The organism is Vibrio neptunius, from assembly GCF_000967495.1.
GTDB classification, from domain to species: Bacteria; Pseudomonadota; Gammaproteobacteria; order Enterobacterales; family Vibrionaceae; genus Vibrio; species Vibrio neptunius.
The window spans coordinates 25,630-42,076 of record NZ_JXXU01000033.1 but is presented as its reverse complement, the minus strand read 5'-3'; the positions used below and the strand labels follow the sequence as shown (position 1 = coordinate 42,076).

General features: G+C 46.7%; 18 protein-coding genes and 1 pseudogene. 3 read left to right on the top strand and 16 right to left on the bottom strand.

The features are described from left to right. Positions 1-237 (bottom strand): annotated as a pseudogene (locus tag TW84_RS11655) (hypothetical protein); the annotation flags it as partial. A gap of 127 nt (positions 238-364) precedes the next feature. Here TW84_RS11655 and TW84_RS11650 point away from each other — a divergent pair. Both TW84_RS11650 and TW84_RS11645 read left to right on the top strand, forming a co-directional pair. Next, on the top strand, positions 365-1,054 hold the full coding sequence (locus TW84_RS11650) for an ArsR/SmtB family transcription factor (protein WP_045975809.1): 690 nt from the start codon (positions 365-367) through the stop codon (positions 1,052-1,054). 147 nt (positions 1,055-1,201) lie between these two features. Then, on the top strand, positions 1,202-1,921 hold the full coding sequence (locus tag TW84_RS11645) for an SIMPL domain-containing protein (protein ID WP_045975808.1): 720 nt from the start codon (positions 1,202-1,204) through the stop codon (positions 1,919-1,921). A 355-nt stretch (positions 1,922-2,276) separates the two neighbouring features. On the opposite strand, the gene TW84_RS11640 is transcribed toward TW84_RS11645, so the two are convergent. The 13 genes from TW84_RS11640 to TW84_RS11580 form a co-directional block, all read right to left on the bottom strand. After that, positions 2,277-3,218 carry a hypothetical protein gene (locus TW84_RS11640; RefSeq protein ID WP_045975807.1) on the bottom strand — a complete coding sequence of 314 codons (942 nt, stop codon included), beginning with the start codon at positions 3,216-3,218 and terminating at the stop codon, positions 2,277-2,279. Further along, on the bottom strand, positions 3,215-3,502 hold the full coding sequence (locus TW84_RS11635) for an antibiotic biosynthesis monooxygenase family protein (protein WP_240478169.1): 288 nt from the start codon (positions 3,500-3,502) through the stop codon (positions 3,215-3,217). Before TW84_RS11635 ends, TW84_RS11640 begins: the two co-directional genes overlap by 4 nt. Positions 3,503-3,876: 374 nt before the next feature. Beyond that, entirely contained in the window at positions 3,877-5,034 is a 1,158-nt protein-coding gene (locus TW84_RS11630; protein WP_052707918.1) for a PKD domain-containing protein, read from the bottom strand. 92 nt (positions 5,035-5,126) lie between these two features. Continuing rightward, a complete protein-coding gene (locus tag TW84_RS11625; protein WP_045975805.1) occupies positions 5,127-6,746 on the bottom strand; it encodes an ATP-binding protein in 1,620 nt (539 codons plus the stop codon). A gap of 10 nt (positions 6,747-6,756) precedes the next feature. Further along, the gene (locus TW84_RS11620; protein WP_045975804.1) at positions 6,757-7,461 is read right to left on the bottom strand and encodes a winged helix-turn-helix domain-containing protein; all 705 of its coding nucleotides are present in this window, start codon (positions 7,459-7,461) and stop codon (positions 6,757-6,759) included. Between the two features lie 304 nt (positions 7,462-7,765). Beyond that, positions 7,766-8,389 (bottom strand): hypothetical protein, encoded by a 624-nt coding sequence (locus tag TW84_RS11615; protein WP_045975803.1) that lies wholly within the window; start codon positions 8,387-8,389, stop codon positions 7,766-7,768. Between the two features lie 81 nt (positions 8,390-8,470). Beyond that, positions 8,471-8,722 (bottom strand): TIGR03643 family protein, encoded by a 252-nt coding sequence (locus tag TW84_RS11610; RefSeq protein ID WP_045975802.1) that lies wholly within the window; start codon positions 8,720-8,722, stop codon positions 8,471-8,473. 67 nt (positions 8,723-8,789) lie between these two features. Further along, complete coding sequence (locus TW84_RS11605; RefSeq protein WP_045975801.1) at positions 8,790-9,101, bottom strand: hypothetical protein; 312 nt, start codon at positions 9,099-9,101, stop codon at positions 8,790-8,792. A gap of 110 nt (positions 9,102-9,211) precedes the next feature. Continuing rightward, positions 9,212-9,625, bottom strand: coding sequence for a hypothetical protein (locus TW84_RS11600; RefSeq protein ID WP_045975800.1), 414 nt, complete (start codon positions 9,623-9,625; stop codon positions 9,212-9,214). Positions 9,626-9,740: 115 nt separating this feature from the next. Continuing rightward, on the bottom strand, positions 9,741-10,079 hold the full coding sequence (locus tag TW84_RS11595; protein ID WP_045975799.1) for a DUF952 domain-containing protein: 339 nt from the start codon (positions 10,077-10,079) through the stop codon (positions 9,741-9,743). A 6-nt stretch (positions 10,080-10,085) separates the two neighbouring features. Further along, positions 10,086-10,475 (bottom strand): hypothetical protein, encoded by a 390-nt coding sequence (locus TW84_RS11590; protein ID WP_045975798.1) that lies wholly within the window; start codon positions 10,473-10,475, stop codon positions 10,086-10,088. Between the two features lie 71 nt (positions 10,476-10,546). After that, positions 10,547-10,831: a MazG nucleotide pyrophosphohydrolase domain-containing protein gene (locus TW84_RS11585; RefSeq protein ID WP_045975797.1), complete on the bottom strand. Its 285-nt coding sequence runs from the start codon at positions 10,829-10,831 to the stop codon at positions 10,547-10,549. Between the two features lie 353 nt (positions 10,832-11,184). Beyond that, the gene (locus tag TW84_RS11580; protein ID WP_045975796.1) at positions 11,185-11,541 is read right to left on the bottom strand and encodes a PilZ domain-containing protein; all 357 of its coding nucleotides are present in this window, start codon (positions 11,539-11,541) and stop codon (positions 11,185-11,187) included. 296 nt (positions 11,542-11,837) lie between these two features. On the opposite strand from TW84_RS11580, the gene rarD reads away from it, so the two are divergent. Then, positions 11,838-12,728 carry an EamA family transporter RarD gene (gene rarD, locus TW84_RS11575; protein ID WP_045975795.1) on the top strand — a complete coding sequence of 297 codons (891 nt, stop codon included), beginning with the start codon at positions 11,838-11,840 and terminating at the stop codon, positions 12,726-12,728. Positions 12,729-12,833: 105 nt separating this feature from the next. On the opposite strand, the gene TW84_RS11570 is transcribed toward rarD, so the two are convergent. Beyond that, a complete protein-coding gene (locus TW84_RS11570) occupies positions 12,834-14,180 on the bottom strand; it encodes a DUF1501 domain-containing protein (RefSeq protein WP_045975794.1) in 1,347 nt (448 codons plus the stop codon). A 5-nt stretch (positions 14,181-14,185) separates the two neighbouring features. Continuing rightward, positions 14,186-15,670, bottom strand: a complete 1,485-nt coding sequence (locus TW84_RS11565; RefSeq protein WP_045975793.1) for a DUF1800 family protein — start codon at positions 15,668-15,670, stop codon at positions 14,186-14,188. Positions 15,671-16,447 lie beyond the last annotated feature (777 nt).

Genomic DNA, 16,447 nt, shown 5'->3' with positions numbered 1-16,447 from the left:
AAAGTGCGATCCCGCCCTGCCGTAAACACTCTGGAAGACTCCAATGACAATCCAAAGCAACCCAACATTCCTTAACCACTCGTTTTGTTCAATGAACTCAGAGCTTTTCTTAGATAAATCACCATAGTAAAGGTCTATATCACCTTTTTCTGTTGACTCTTCATAAGCGTAATTTAATTTATCTTGCTCGAAACTAAACGTATATTTAATTTTGCCTTTTTTTTGTACAACTTCCATTCTTATGCCTTATATAAATATTGCCGTACAATTAGACCAATAAATACGCGAGCAAGTCAATGATGGTTCGCCATTGAACCTAATGCCTTACTAAGTTGCCGTTGAAAACTCGATAACCAAGGAAACCATGGAACCGAATATTGCCATTTTGGCTAGCCTCATCGGCGATCAAGCACGCGCTAGGATGCTAACTGCGCTGATGGGAGGCCAAGCGTTAACAGCCACGGAGTTGGCACTAGAAGCAGACATCACCGCCCAAACGGCCAGCAGCCATTTGAACAAGCTGGTGTCAGGTGAACTGCTCGTCGTGCGCAAGCAAGGTAGGCATAAATATTTTCAGTTGAAAGACGCCCAAGTTGCCGAGTTATTAGAGCAGTTGCTTACCGTCACTGCTGCAATCCCTCGCCTGAGGGGAACAACCGATCCACGCCTTAGACGTTCACGCGTGTGTTACGACCATTTGGCTGGCGAACTCGGCGTCCGCTTGTTCGATGCCATGGTCGAGAACCAATGGCTGGTTGAGACAAGTCATCACGCCCACCTAACCGACAAGGGTCGTCGCCAGTTCGAACGTTTAGGGGCGGATGTTGAAGCCCTGACCACTGGCCGGCGCCCTCTTTGTAAAGCCTGCCTAGATTGGAGTGAACGGCGTAGTCACCTTGCGGGTAGTTTGGGTCAATGGATACTGGACGATCTCCTCAAACGCCAGTGGGCTAAGCGTGATTTAGACTCGCGAGCGATAACGTTTTCGCCACAGGGCTTAACTGCTTTTAGCAACAACTATCAACTGGGCACCGACAAGACGAGCGCAGACTGAATCACGTTTTATTTCTTTAGCTTTATAGATCGCAAGTCGCTATGTCGAGAATAACGGCAAATCTTAACCTTTCTATGCCACATTATTGACATGCCTTCGTTATGATAGTGATTCCATCGATTGACATCGAAGCAAAAAGGAGGAGAGATGGAGCGAATGTCCACTAAGTCATCAATGTGGTTAGGGCTGTGCCTTATTATCGGTTTGGGCGTACTAGGGTTCTTTATCCAGCAAACCGCTATCCAGTACAAAGCGTATGAGCGTGTTGTTACCGTTAAGGGTCTATCAGAACGTGAATACCCTGCTGACACTGTAATTTGGCCGATTCAGTTCACCGTCGCAGGCAATGATATGACCGCCCTGTTTAGCGACATTGACAAACAGACGGCCCTTGTTCAGCAATTTCTGAGTAGCAAGGGAGTGGAATCATCGAGTGTTTCGCTGTCATCCCCTGCAGTCACTGACCGTAAAGCTCAGCAATACGGCGGAGAGACAAACATTGAGTACCGTTACTTAGCTACCCGAACCCTCACCGTGTACAGTCAGAATATTGAAATGGTGCGGACGGCCATCAACGAAATCGGGGAACTAGGCAAGCAAGGTGTGTTGCTCAATCAAGATCCCTACACCAACCGTGTCGATTACAGTTTTACTCAGTTAAATGACATCAAACCCGACATGATTGAAGAGGCAACCAAAAATGCGCGTGAGGTGGCAGAGAAATTTGCCAAAGATTCCGACAGTTCGCTGGGGAAAATAAAGCGTGCCACACAAGGACAGTTTTCAATTTACGATCGTGACAGTAATACACCGTACATTAAAAAAGTACGTGTCGTGTCAACTGTGCAGTACTACCTGTCTGATTGATCAGTCAGTCACTGATACAACAAAGCCAGCGCGATTACGCTGGCTTTTTTTATACTCGGCCGTGCACAAAACGTTCATGAATACTGCACGACAACCAGCAGTACAAACCAGACCAAGGGCAAACATTGGGCAATCCATTCCACACGCTTAGCAGCTCTCGTGGCGACTGTCATACTCTCATCCTGTTACCGTTAAAAAGACGGTAACAGTCTAGACAGTTTTTTTAAATTTATATGAGTTATTGCGCATATAAATTTAAACAATAATTATCACTTCTAACAGTACAAGCGCTGGCCGGTATACCACACCCGTCACCGTTCTTGACTGGCACGCCCCGCGAATGGCTATTGTGTGTTTATTTGACTGCATGCATACGCTGTTGAAGCATTCTGACCCGAAAAGGATAATCGATAGTCGCTATCATCCGGTGGATGAAAGTGGCAGTCCCACCCGAACAATAATGCGCTCCACCTTCCAACAATAAACTTCCGGCTTCTTGCCCTACTTTTAAATCGAGCCCATAGCATTGCTCACCACCAATGAGTGACTCCTCAGCCGAAGAGAAGTACAAAACGTCAAGAGCGTATTGATTGACCCACTGTTCATTCTCCTCTGTTATTCCCTCTACTGGCACGATATTTTTTACGTACAACACTGGCAATTGCAAATAGGACTGCATTCCCTCACTGCGTAGCTGGGGGCCATCACGTTGTCCTCCGATAAGGTTAGGTTCATTATCCTTCAACCCGATACACGCGACTTCATGAAACAACGGGTTGCTGTCGCGCCAAAAGGCTGGTATCGCAGACAGACTCTCGTAGCCCGCGATCGGACAGGGTTCAGGAGACACAAACTGAGTATCTAATGCTCGACTGCATTGGTTCACATTGGTTTGCAGCGCGCTTTCTGCCCTGGGTGAATAACGTGAACGATCACTCACCATCCAAGAATGATACACCTCATCGTCCAACGACAAACAGGCTAAAAGCTGGTTGGTTTTGCGGTAATAAAGCATCAAATCGCTGATCAACCAGAGCCCCTCATTGAGGACAGCGTCCGACTTTTGCGCCATGGTGTAGAAGTCGCATTTCTGATCATAAAAGGTACTGAGTTGGTGGGCTGCATCGCTGACTTCATTGGCCTGATAAGTGGCCAGTGCGCTATTGCGTATAGCGCGGATCTCGTCGATCTCGCACGCTGCGCTCAGTGCCGAGGTGAGCATACCAATTGCCAAGACAACCCATCTTATCCAGTGCCAATCACCCAAGTGGAAGTGGCTGATTTGTTGTGCTCTCATCGTGTACGATCTTCCACTTCGTCAAACGTCTCGACACCGACCCGCTCACCCAACTGGCGCATAGGGCGCATGGACTCAGGGTCGCTTTGTCCCCAAAAGGCTTCCCAGTCTTGGCGAGTATGCCATTTAGCGATAGTGAGAACCTTGTCTGGCGTTTGTGTCGACCGGTATAAGGCGCTGCCAAGCGCGCCCGGCACCGTTTCATGTATAGTGTCCGTCACTGCTTGCCAAGCAAGCTGAAACTCGGTCATCTTCTCAGCGGCGACGCGCCATTCGTAAATCACTCGAAACACCCTAAACTCTCCTTATCTTTGTTTATTGAACCCTGTCTCAATGCGGCGGAGGCTGCCACCTTGCCCTATCGGCTCTTGATGGTCGTGAACAACGGCGCGCCTTTCAGTGTGGGTGAGCTTAACGGTATTCTTCTTCTCAACCCATCATAGGGCTAAAAGTAAGTGTCTTTTCCACTTACCTTTAGCCTAAACCCCTGACAATCCTATCAAATTTCTTCAAATTCAGGGGTATCTTTCGTTCTCAAAACAGGAAAATATCGATAAACAAACGGGGGTATTGGCAATACTGAAGCAGACCACACTGATAGCCTGAATGGTTCCCGCTTGCCGCAAACTATGCCGCGGCGGCGCACAAATATCATGGCTTAGAATGAGACAACCGAGTCAACATACGGTGACATGACACCCCAAAGTCTCGTCTCTAGCCTTCCACTACCCTGTCCTAGTGCCCAGTCTGGGTAAAGCAACACGGACGCTGCCCCTGCCTCTTGTGCGGCCAAAAATTGCGTTAACATCGAGCTCTCTTGGCTATCAGTCCGGACAGGCTTGCCTGCTAGCAGCTCGTTGGCAGGGAGCGTATAACACTCAGGTTCTGCCGAGCGACGCCACAAACATACCGATGTGTCTTGGTAGGCAAAAAGCTTAAAAAGAGTCAACCAAGTCTGCAGGTCAGTGTCATAAGCCGTCAGGCCAGTCAATACCCACTCTTGAGCGTTAGAGTATAAGTGAAGTTCATTGAGGATGGCTTGTTCAAGTTGGTGTGGTTGCCCACTGGGTATCCCTAGGATACGCAACGTCACGATACCATTGGCGCTGTGACTCTCTACCCATGCCCCCTGATCCGTATTCGGTAAGATTGTCTGATCACCTTGTACCTGTGCTCTAAGATCCATCAATAGCTGGTCCCATTGTGCCTGTGACTCAATGGCACTGGCTCTGAGCAAATACGGCTGATAGAGTTGTTGCCATTGGTCTTGGATTGCCTCGTACTGAGCATAGTGATCGGTCACGGATGTCCACATAACGTCAAAGTCATCGGCATAACCTCGTGTGTTCGCTGCCTTGCTTTGAGCGACAGCCTCATGCAGAACAATGGTCACAAGGTCGGTGTTAGTTCGGCCGAGACTGTCTTTGGCGTAAAGTTCAAACTCATAGGTGCCCGCTGCAGTTGGGTTGAGTGCGGTCGCTGTTAGCTCGTCCTCATTCAACAATGCCAATTGCTGCGGCCCCGATACCTGACGCCAACGCGTGTCTTTGATCGAATAAAGATAAGAGGGATAAGCCTTAGCGGATCCGCTTAAGGTTAGGCTGTCGATCGGCAGGGTATGAGCTTGATCGCTACCTGCATTCACTGTCGGTTTGACGTACTTTTCGCCATCACTAACATCGCCGCCACAGCCAACCAATAATGCCAGCACCAGCGTAGACAATAACCGCCGAATGTTAGCCAGCAGCGCGCGCTTTGGTGAGGCCAAGAATAAGCGAGGGACAAGGCTGATTCGCGTCGAGAGTTTGAGTTCCATGTGAGGTCCTTTTGAGTCACTGAATAAACGTTGTCTCAAAATTACATTCACACAAAGAATAAATCGTTGGCGTTTTATGGACCGTTTGTGTCCTATTTGGTCACAAACTCTTCGTCCTCACTAGGACGTGACGTTTGGCAGGGCCAGCGTAACTCAAACTTCGCTCCGCCAAGAGACGATGTGCCCACCTGAACACTGCCCTCGTGCCACAACATGATTTGCTTGACAATGGCCAGTCCCAGACCGTGGCCTTTGCCGCTCGCGCGCGTTTGGTTATCGAGTTGAACAAAGGGCTCAAACAATCGCTCAGCATCCTGGTGTGAGACGCCAACGCCATCATCTTCCACCCCGATCACGTAGTCACTCTCGTGTTGTTCAAAGGTCAAGCGTACTGTCGTACGGGCATATCGCCCAGCATTTGAGAGCACATTTTTCACCGCTCGCATCAGCCCAGTGTGATCGATAAACAGGACATGTTGCTCTAAGGTATGGGGGGACAACCATTCCACCGTCAAATGCGGATGCACCAAGCGATATTCTTCCACTTCTTGCCGCAATGCAGGAACCAGGTGGGCGTGCGAAAACTGGCGCCAATCCGTCATGCGACTGTAGCGCGCCAAGAGCAGATTTTGGTTGATCAAGTGATCCAAATCCTCAATACTGTTTTGCACTGAACGTTGGTATTTAGCTTTTTGCGCGACGGCAAGCGTATCATCCTCAAGCATTTCTAGCGCAAAACGCAGACGGTAGAGAGGAGTGCGCAAATCGTGAGCAATCGCATTGGTCAATTCTCTCTGACCTGCAATCAGGGTTTCAATGTTATCGGCCATGGTGTTAAAAGAAACGCTCAATTGGGATACCACAGACAATCGACTCGCTTTCGCCCGTTGGGAGAGCTGCCCGTGGCCGAAGGCATTGGCGGTAACCACTAAGCGCTTCAGGTCACGCCACAACGGGTACACCCAGATCACCAAGGCCAGTGAAACAGACAGAAAGAACAAGCCGCCAATGGCACTGGTGAGTTTGACTTGGGTGGTCTGCGACAAATGATCTGCCACCTGCAACCACACCCCCGGTACCACAGGTGCTAGCAGTTCGACCAGCCCCTCTTGGTTGAGATAACTCACTGCCTCACCCGGAGCAAGAGCAATTGCCTCCTTCGCTTGAGGCTGTAATTGATCGTCTCTCATCAAGCTCACCACAAACGGAATGGAAGCGGTTTGCACAGCCAAATGTTCCTCCCATTGCGAGGATGGCTGCGCGCGCAGAGATTCTGCCATCAGGTACAAGGTACCTTTCGCCTGATTCAGCGCCGCCTGCTGCGTCGATTCATTGAGGGCGAAATAGATCAGTTGCTCACTGTCTCCTACGCGCTGCAACAGCGCCATTGGGTCACCGTAGAGAAACGTGATCCGGCCTTCGACTAAACTTGGATACTTAACCTCGTTGTCCTGATATTGCACTAGGGGTTGTAACTTGAGCGGATAAGCAAAGTGCTGCGCGTATTGCTTTACCACAGACGGCCATTGTGTTTGCGGATAAGTCAGCAGCGTTTGTGTCATTGTCGAGACATTGTTCGCGTAGATTTGCTGATAGAACTCTTCAGAAAAGCTTTCGTTGAGACGTTGAATGGGGCTCCACTGTGTAGGGATGAGAAGCAGAATAATAGGGACAAAAACCGCCAGCCAAAGCACAGAAAACGCGCGGATCATGTTGGGCTCCTTAGCTGGCAACACACAGTTGGTATCCCACGCCGCGCACCGTCTTGATCAGTGCCGGATCATGGGGGTCATCATTGAGTGTTCTGCGCAAGCGAGAGATACGCCGGTCAATCGAACGATCCAGCCCATCGTACTCAAAGCCACGGATACGCTGAGCAATGTCATCTCGCGATACCACTTGCCCCACATGCTCAGCGAGCAACAGCAGCAGCTCAAATTCCGAGGTCGTTAGCTTCAGCGCTTGTTGGCTGAGGGCGACACTGCGATGGTGCAGATTGATGACCAAGTCTCCCAGCCTGAGTTCATTCGTCTCTTCTCCACCCAAACTTCGAGCATGACGACGGAGTAAAGCCCGTATGCGAGACAGGAGCAACCGCGGCTTGACCTGTTTAACAATGTAGTCATCGGCGCCTAGTTCTAAGCCCATGACTTGGTCTAAGTCATCGTCTAACGCCGTTTGCATTAAAATCATGCCCTCGAAATGCGGCCGGACAGCACGACATACTTCCATTCCGCTTTGTCCCGGTAGCATGATGTCCAGTACTACCAAGTCAGGGGAATCCGTAAGAATGCGGTCGACAGCTTCCAAGCCATCGGTCACTATGGTTACGGAAAATTCGTAGTTCTGCAAAAAATCTCTGATCAATTCAGCGAGTTCTACGTCGTCTTCAACGAGCAGGACTCGATGGGCCGATTGCACCGTCATAGCCACCTTCCAGTGAATGCTTTTAGTGCAAACTATACATTTATAAGATGCTAATCAGTGTGACCATTTGTGACCAATCCGCAAACTTGTGACACGCCTTGGACAAATGCAGGGCTCGATAGCGTTGATCCATTCACAGTGCTTCGGCTCAGCCTTGATGAGAGTTCACCTATTGGATGTAACCCACCCCATAGTTAGGGCGAATCGATAAAAACGCTCAACATAGGCGTGTTGAGCGTTTTATTTAACCGTTTTGACACTAAATGTCATTATGCAGTCTTGATTGAAGAGTAAGGTAATCTGCCTAGAAATCTCGATTATTGACTTCGATGAGCTCCAAAATGAGTTGACCTTTTTCCCCTACGTAATCCATGCTGACAGCACCAGACGCTTTCTGTGTGATCGTATCTGCCGTCGGCACCGCTCGTCTCACACCATGTCCGGTTTGGTAGATCGAGTAGTACCAAGAGTCAACCAGCGCATTGAGCTTGCCGACAAAAGCCTTATTTATTGCTTTAACACCAGCGTGTTTTTCAGTGTCTTTGACGCTCTTGTAGAAGCCTAACCAACGATTTTTCTGGGGCACACCTAACTTATTACTGATATGGTGGATTAGAGTTCCCGGCCGGATAATACTGCCTGTGGCCACGACAACTAAACCTTCCAGTAACAAGCCGGGGGAATTTCTCGCTAGGTTTTTACCCCCAGTCTGCACACATGGGATATTAAGCGACATGACTTTCAGCTTTTCTTCATCAAGACTAAAACTGGTGTTCATCAGCTTATCTAGGTATTTTTCGTGACGCTTCAAATTGTGCTGGTTAGAGGTTCCACCTGATTTGTGTTGATTATAGTCACCAAAAGTATCGACTGAGTTACCCCATTTTAAACGGTGCTTATCTTTGGCTTTATGAAATAGACAGATCACTTTTCCTTTGCGGATACACTCGCCGACACTTTTGTGCCAGTAGTCAGCTGTACTTTTTAGCGGCTTCTTGGCTGCGGTCCGCTAGCGCGGCTTATACTGAGTTGGGCAGTAACCTCGAGTCACGTCTGGGCTGCGTAACTTGTTGTGTTTTGTCTTACGACCTGACACACGTTCACGCCACAATTTAAAGCTACTCGGTTTGAGCCGTCTGCGCATAAACTGAATAACGCTAGATTCATTCAAACCATATTGAGATTCGATGGCCTCAAATGGCGTACGGTCTTCCCATGCCATTTCTATTATTCTCGACTCTATTTCTGAGGTCAGTTGCATTTCCCATCCCTTGTTTGTGAAAACGACATTTCTACGACCAAAATTGAGCCTTGGTTCAAATGCAAACTCAGTATTCCTCAGCAATGATCAGTTGATCATTAGATTCTATGACGATAAACGCCACTGAATGCGGTTTGTGACGAAAGCCGACAGAACAAATAGCCATTGAGCCCGAACCACATGTCACCTCGGGGTATTGTTGACTATAAGAAATATCGCCTTCTTGATGAGGGACAAGCTGCCAACCTTTGGCCAACAAATCATGTTTTACCTCCTCGTAAGCCTTACCTTTAAATTGAGAAAAATTGATGTCGTTGGCGGCTGCTGGTACCGTCATTGTACACACTGCCGCTAAAACGATAGCAAACTGGAATTTCATTCTATACACCTTTAACGTCTAACTAAGGAGTGAATTATTTGCCAATATGTCGTAAGGGCTGCCGCTCATCACACTCTGCCATGCACCCCGATGACACCTTGGCCAGCCTGTTAGCTGGCTGATTCTAACGCGCGCTTAAGATCTCCGATATCTTTACATCCAAGATAAACCGTTTTGCCTCCAGCTAATGTGAGTTTTAGAGCTTTGCCGACTGAAACATTATATAACCAACCATCTTTTAACATACGAACTCCAATGCCTTGATACCACTTAGTGTCATAAGATGACATACCGGTAATATTGACGACATCGACTTCCTTACGAAGAAAACCAAGCCCAAAATACCAGCTCACTTTATTTGCGTTTACCTCGACTGTCATGGAGTAAAATAATACCCCTATAACAAAATTGATTGTCAACGCAATAAGCGCACTGGCGATAGAATCAGAGGTTGCAACAATCACCCCACTTAGAATCAAAAGAAGGGTGATCAATACGGTGTTTACTTGTGTTTGTTTATACATAGTTGGTTAACTCCTTTCATTCACATCACAACAAACTCGATATTAAACCGAAATAAGTATTGCCGAGTGTTTCTAGCCCTAAATGAGGTTACGGTGATATCACCCTGGTTGATTTCTAGTGAGTGAACTTCAACTCACCGTTCGCATCCGCGATTAAGTTGATCGTCTTAATGACGGCCAGCTTACACAGTGAGCCATATAGATGCGGATAGCGTTCTCCATCGTCTTGCGTACCTACGGGTGGCTCATCTTTTAAGCATTGAGCGACAGCGCTTTTATTGATTTCAAGCAGGTAAATCTCACTCACTCCAGCAAAAAAGCAGTCAATTATTTTTTGTACTTGTTCTTGGTATGCTAAATGAATAAAACCTTCTGTTGTCAAAGATTCCGGTGCGTATGTGTCGCTGTTTTGATATTTCTGGTATTCACTTTTCGTCAGTATGTGATAAAGCATATGGTTCTACTCTTGCTGTATATTGGGCGATGAGGGACACAGAGTCTTGACTAGGGCCTCGGTAACGTCGTCAGAGATATACTCATCCGCTTCTTCTTTTGTCAGAACTATCGAGGTAAAGAGTAAACCCGTGTTTTTGGTTGTGACCCTTGATAACTGGCAGTCAACCTCCACCGTCGCCTCAAATGAGCCTGACTTACCTTCACGAACAATATCAATGTCGCTCAGCCGCTTTAAGTCGCCACTGGCATACCAAGTGTCAGTATACGGCCCGCCGACTTCATCTACATAGACAAGCACATTATCAAGATTGGACGTGGTATCTTGTGCACCTACGGGGATTTGCAAGCCACTGACCAGCAGCGCAACCATGCCAAGCCTAGCGATTTTATACATATATCATCTCAAATTTTTCCGTTAATGCGCTTCGGTTTATCAGCCTATCGTATGGCAGTTAACTCAGCACACTATCGGTTGTATTTAGCTTTGTTTAACGTTTCTTTAAGTTGATGTGTGTGTTCTAGATTAACACCATGAATATTGGCTATGGCACAAACATAATACAGCACATCATACAACTCTTCGGCTATCGAACCTTTTAACTCTTCTAGTGAGGGTTGGCCACTTTGACCTTTGCGGATTGACTCAGACAATTCACCCACTTCTTCTATTAACTTTAAGAAGTAGTGCTCGGACTGTTCTGGTGCATGATCAAAGCTTTTAATGTGATTTTGTAACTCAGATAGCTTCATAACATCCTTTATTCATGTTTTGTTCAACACCATTTAACCGGAGTATGCGAGTTCGCCCATCATTTTAATCGATTTTCAGTGGGTGTTTCTCGACAACGTCTTAAGCGAACAACTCGAAAATTGCTGCCTAGATAAACTGCTCAAGCTGATAGATGCGCACGTCTGCTTTGTCTTATAGACTATTTAAGCGATTGAATTTTAAGTTAACTATACGGTTGTTACAAATAGAAATCGTGTGAGTCGATGGGTGGCTCACGGTTGTCATTTGCGCTTTGTGTTTTCTATGCTTGAAGATAAAAAACCGCCGCAATCCATGCGACGGTCGTTTGTTGTTTGTTTTTCAACGCAGTGGGTTAAGCAACTTCTGTTACTGGTCGAGAGAAATAAGTTGGATACGTCTGGCGAATATGGCGCTGCTCTTCAACCATGTTTTTAAAAGATGGGCCTTTTTTCAACTTAACAATCACCTCGTTTTGATCAAACCGAAGCACACTTCCTTCAAAGGCTACTTGCTTGTTATTGTGTAATTGAATCGTGCCAGACATGGATAATCCTTTATACCAGTTGGTAAAGGTGTTCTTTACCACTCGAATCCCACCCTCAGACACTTCGGTAACATGAAACAATTCATTAGAAATACGTACGGAAGGTCTCGCCCTTCTGGGGTACTTCAATCGATAATATTTGCGTTTTTGTTCAAAATCACTCATCACAATCTCCTATTACTTCGAGTGATAACGTCCCGAAGAGTCTTACGTACCTAGTAACTGACAGTCATTCAGATTAATCTAATTTCCCGATAGTATAACTGTCGACTATTGAAAGAAAATCTTTAATGCTAGTTTTTGCGCTTGTGATCTTGGCTCGCCATACAACCTTTCACCCATCATCCATAACCCACTGATTTTAAATAACTAAAAACCTAAAAAAGTCAGTATTACAAACCGCTTTACAACACGAAGTTTTGCGCATACATTGCACACATCTTAATCATTAGGTTCATTCCATGTCACAACAACGTACTGGCAACTGGATGGCTGCGTTGTCCTTCCTTTTGTGGGGTTTATTGCCACTCTATTATCAATATCTCCCCAACGCCGCTCTGGACGAATTACTCACCGTTCGATTGGTCGCATCTGTACCCTTTGGCGTTTTGATTGTGTTGTTGGTCACTAAAAAAATGCCAGACTTTTCGGCTATCGTGCGTGATCGCCGATCCTTAGGCATCACTTTGTTAGGCAGTACCTTAATGTCGATTTCTTGGTGCGCTTTCACATGGGCCATCACCAACGATCGCGTTATCGATGCCAGTTTGGGCTTTTTCATCAGCCCATTAACTATGACAGCACTGGGTGTATTAGTATTGGGTGAGAAACTGTCGCTGGGCAAAAAAGTGGCGTTGATTCTGGCGACCGCCGGATTAAGCTATCAGGTGATGCAATATGGGCAAGTGCCGACTATCGCTCTGACTATGGCGATTTTCTTTACTTTGTATGGTTGGTGTAAGAAGAAAATTCAATACGAATGGAGCACCTGCCTATTCGTTGAAGCGCTTGTACTATTACCGTTTGCACTCGGTTACCTTGTATTTAAAGAAGTAACCGTTGGAGCAGAATCGCTGCACTCAGGCTGGGCAGCCTTTGCTCTGTACGTAGGTGCTGCGCCTGCCACCTTGATCCCTCTAGTGTTCTATTCTCTTGCCATTCGTTGGACCAGTATGTCCACGGTTGGATTGATGCAATACATAGAGCCGTCGATCCAGTTTCTTTTGGCGATTTATTTGTTCGGCGAAGTTTTCGATGAAGTAAAACTGGTGAGCTTCAGTCTTATCTGGGCGGGCTTACTGTTCACGATCGCAGAAAGTGCCAAGAAGCGAATGGTTCTGAATCGCTCATAAAAATCCAAGTGCATCAAGTATACTTGGATTTTGACAGCTGTCGAGGGTCGTTCAACCGCTCACTTGGGCACTAACAAATTATTTAGGTACTTACCTCTTTCAATATCAACAAGCTTTGAACAGAGGGAGAGTCTGAGGTTGGATTGAATCTGTCAAAGTGTTGTCCAGCGCAGGGAATAACTGATTAATGCCTGTCTCAGATAGCCCTAACCACGCCATTAAGCTCGCATGAAGTTGATCTGAAGAGACAGTTGGAATCACGCGACCACGCGAAAGCAAGTAAGGACTGGTCTCAGATAAATCCGGATACTCACCGACAATGGCTTGCCCTGCCACACTGCCTCCCAAGACTAATGCATGGCTAGCCCAGCCGTGATCAGTCCCATCTGTGCCGTTTGGAATCAGGGTTCGACCAAATTCAGAATGGGTAAAGGTTGTCACTTGCTCAAACAAACCATTGTTCTCCAGTGCTAATTGGAAAGCGGCCATCGCTTCTGCCAGTTCTTGTAGCAAAGCCGTTTGACGGCTAATTTGAGCTGAGTGGGTATCGAACCCGCCCAACTTGCAACTAAAGTACTGTGCTGGATGTTGGAACTGGTCCTTTTGCAGCAGCAGTTTAAAGACGGCTTTCAATTGTTTACCGATGCTCGTTGCTGGAAATACGTCTGGGATCTCGGCATTGAGAATGGTACTGAACTGCTCGTACATTTTGGTTGAGTCGACAGCAACGTCTGCATAATGAGATTGGAAGATATTGCTGTAACTGCCAGTACTTTGCAGTTTTTCGAACAGATCGCGCGAACGTTGATCGTTGAAAATATTGCTGGGTGGCTTAGAACCGACCGAGTTGGATTGGGCTTCAATACAATTCGTCCACACTTGTGTGCCCCCCATATCAAACATCGGTGACAGCTCGTTCAAACTACGCAGCATAGAGCCAAGCTCGATGGATGTCTTTGCGCCAAAACCTTCTTTCGACAGTGACTTAGTGGCGTGAGATTGAACCATAGTAGATTGATGTGAGTGACTGAACAGGTGTACTGGACGAGTGCTTTGATCATAATTCACATTGTTGACGCGCTGAGTCAATGGACCTAGGTTCACTACAGGTACAAGGTTAGCACTGTCCCAATAAGGTTTGAGAGCAGCCATCGCTGGGTTAAGTGCCAGTTTGGCCTCGTCGTTGATTGCGTCTAAGTCAATACAGGTTGTCTCATCTATGGCCAAGTCGCCACGCAGCGCACGGTATTGACTGTTGGCATTAGCGGCGGTTGGGATGAGCATGTTGTAGCCATCGTTACCGCCAGCAAGGTCAATACCAACAACGGCACGATATCCGTTTTGGCATTGATTAAACGAGTCAGCAAAGGCGGGAAATGCCGCGAGATTCAGCGCAGAAACACCCACACCAGCGGAACCGGCTTGTAAAAATCGACGTCGAGTTAAGTTCATGATGGTTACCCCTGTGTGATGAATTCTGGTGAAAGCAGTGCGTTCATGACAAGATTCTTGATCTCTTTGTGCGAGTCAGATTGGCGACTTGGGCACTTAACAAGGTAATCGATGTAGCATTGGCGTGCTTGTTCACTCATTCGGTAAGCAAACAAATGTTCGTTAAGGTAATCCACAACATCTTCGTCATCAAAAGCAAGATAACGAATGAATAACTCCTCATCCATGTACCAATCTTGCGCTTCTTCTTCGAACCGAGCAATCAGCCCATGGAATTGCCTGCCGTACTGGTAGATGTCGTGCCATTGGTACACATTGAACTCGGGCGCAACCAGACCATTAAAATCAGGGTGGTTTGGCGCATCATCCGGTTGGTAGTAATAGAACACCGAAGGGGCAGCTAGCGGTAACGTTCGGTTATACCAATTAAACTGTTTAGGCCACATCATCACACTGTCACGTCGCTTTACTTGCAGTGCGCGCATCGCATGGGTAAATACGGACAATGGGTCACGTAGTTTGCCTACTGTGTTGCCAGAGCGCAGAGCGTCTTTGTCGGTTAAAATCGCAATCACTAGAGTTTGCATATCACCACCGGAACGCTTGAATGCACGGCGTACACGACGAATATAGCCCGCTCTAGGGTTACTAGTCACAAGCTTGTTGATGAAGAATTTGCTCACAAAGGTGTAAAGCGTGTTTTGGTTCATCAACCGTTCAATCACAGCTTCAAGTTCGTCTTCAGCACTTACGCCAGCCGGGAACTTCTTACCAAGAATGCGTTTTTCGCCCATGTCGTGTTCGCCACGTGGCTCCATAGGCTGGCTGTACTTGTCGTTACCGCGAATGTCGGTAAATTTCCAACCTGTAAACACACGAGCTAGCTCTTCAATGTCTTCTTGGGTGTACGACGCGACTTCTTTACCTTCTGCGTCTAAACGTACCTCACCGTTGTTACGCAGTTTAACTGGCCCAAGCGTGAAAAGTTGTAGCAGTTCTCGTGCGTAGTTTTCATCTGGAGCTGTGAGCTCATTAGAAACGTTGTTTACGAAGGTCAGGTATTCACCCATGATTGGCGATGTTGACACAAAACGAATCACATCACGGAAGTTAGCAAACGCATTATCGAGCAACCCATCAAAGTACTGGCACATGTAGCGACGCTTAGAGGCCGCACTCAATGCCGGATCTTTTACGCTTACCACAAACAGCTGAGAGAGCGTATATGCGATACGTTGGCGCAGAATATCTGCTCCTTCGACCGTCATACGCGTCCAACTGCTGGCGTAATATAAACTTTGCCATAAGTCGGGTACGTTGAGCTCATCTTGCTCAAAGTGTACTAGCCAAGAGGAGGAGGGAATAAGTGTTTGTTGAGCGACCCAATTTTCAATGCTTCCTGATTGAACAAGGTCATTAATGTCACGCTGGGAACCCCCGAACGTACATTGTTGCAGCGTTCGTGCTGCGTCTATGTAAGCCTGATTCATTATTATTTCCAGTCGTTGTTTTATTTTGTTAGTTAAGGCGTCCTTCTATACGGCGATATTTAAAAGTACGCAGCACCTATAAATCGTAATTGAGATTTTTGATATCAATAATGTAACAACCACAGATTTACTGTGACTTTGCTGCATAATCTAGGAATCAAAGGGGGGGAGTTTTTAATCAAAGGAGACTTATTTTTTTCACCAGTTACTCGGCAAGACGGGGACGAAAATAAACTATTTGGCAAAGCATGAGGCGAAACAATGGGAAAGCTTTCTTCGAGTCTGAGATCCACGAATTTTGCTCGATTTATGATACGCAATGTTGCCTGCATACACCAAGCAGACAGTGTTGGTCATTAAACTGATTGGAGTCAAAACTCTCTTATCTATGAAATAGGCAACCCACAACCTTAATATGGACGATGTTTAATCTCTACAGTGATTAAATTTATACCAGTGATTATTAAAAAAATACAGATAACACCAACTGAACTGCCCCTCAATAATTGCTTGTCCACTTATTGAGGGGCAGTTCAAGCCAGAGAAGGTTTAAAAATGAAGTTTAAATCCGTCTTGGCCACAGTAAGCAGCAAGACAGCATAATTGTCACCAAGTTCGTTAAGCCTCAACCTCTCGTGGTATGTTGTTAGAGTTCCCGCAAGAGGTTAATGCCTTGCTACCCACAGGTAGTAGTGTGTAACTGATATTCAATGCATCAAAATGGTCCAGTAGTGTCCTATATTGGCGACAATGAAAGCCCTTTGCTAATGCGACATC

Excerpts from the sequence above, each read along its gene's own strand:
- rarD (WP_045975795.1), top strand. The coding sequence starts at position 11,838 with ATGTCACAACAACGTACTGGCAACTGGATGGCTGCGTTGTCCTTCCTT.
- TW84_RS11565 (WP_045975793.1), bottom strand. The coding sequence starts at position 15,670 with ATGAATCAGGCTTACATAGACGCAGCACGAACGCTGCAACAATGTACG.
- TW84_RS11620 (WP_045975804.1), bottom strand. The coding sequence starts at position 7,461 with ATGACGGTGCAATCGGCCCATCGAGTCCTGCTCGTTGAAGACGACGTA.
- TW84_RS11600 (WP_045975800.1), bottom strand. The coding sequence starts at position 9,625 with ATGTATAAACAAACACAAGTAAACACCGTATTGATCACCCTTCTTTTG.
- TW84_RS11640 (WP_045975807.1), bottom strand. The coding sequence starts at position 3,218 with ATGAGAGCACAACAAATCAGCCACTTCCACTTGGGTGATTGGCACTGG.
- TW84_RS11630 (WP_052707918.1), bottom strand. The coding sequence starts at position 5,034 with ATGGAACTCAAACTCTCGACGCGAATCAGCCTTGTCCCTCGCTTATTC.
- TW84_RS11650 (WP_045975809.1), top strand. The coding sequence starts at position 365 with ATGGAACCGAATATTGCCATTTTGGCTAGCCTCATCGGCGATCAAGCA.
- TW84_RS11605 (WP_045975801.1), bottom strand. The coding sequence starts at position 9,101 with ATGAAATTCCAGTTTGCTATCGTTTTAGCGGCAGTGTGTACAATGACG.
- TW84_RS11585 (WP_045975797.1), bottom strand. The coding sequence starts at position 10,831 with ATGAAGCTATCTGAGTTACAAAATCACATTAAAAGCTTTGATCATGCA.
- TW84_RS11595 (WP_045975799.1), bottom strand. The coding sequence starts at position 10,079 with ATGCTTTATCACATACTGACGAAAAGTGAATACCAGAAATATCAAAAC.
- TW84_RS11590 (WP_045975798.1), bottom strand. The coding sequence starts at position 10,475 with ATGTATAAAATCGCTAGGCTTGGCATGGTTGCGCTGCTGGTCAGTGGC.
- TW84_RS11625 (WP_045975805.1), bottom strand. The coding sequence starts at position 6,746 with ATGATCCGCGCGTTTTCTGTGCTTTGGCTGGCGGTTTTTGTCCCTATT.
- TW84_RS11645 (WP_045975808.1), top strand. The coding sequence starts at position 1,202 with ATGGAGCGAATGTCCACTAAGTCATCAATGTGGTTAGGGCTGTGCCTT.
- TW84_RS11570 (WP_045975794.1), bottom strand. The coding sequence starts at position 14,180 with ATGAACTTAACTCGACGTCGATTTTTACAAGCCGGTTCCGCTGGTGTG.
- TW84_RS11610 (WP_045975802.1), bottom strand. The coding sequence starts at position 8,722 with ATGCAACTGACCTCAGAAATAGAGTCGAGAATAATAGAAATGGCATGG.
- TW84_RS11580 (WP_045975796.1), bottom strand. The coding sequence starts at position 11,541 with ATGAGTGATTTTGAACAAAAACGCAAATATTATCGATTGAAGTACCCC.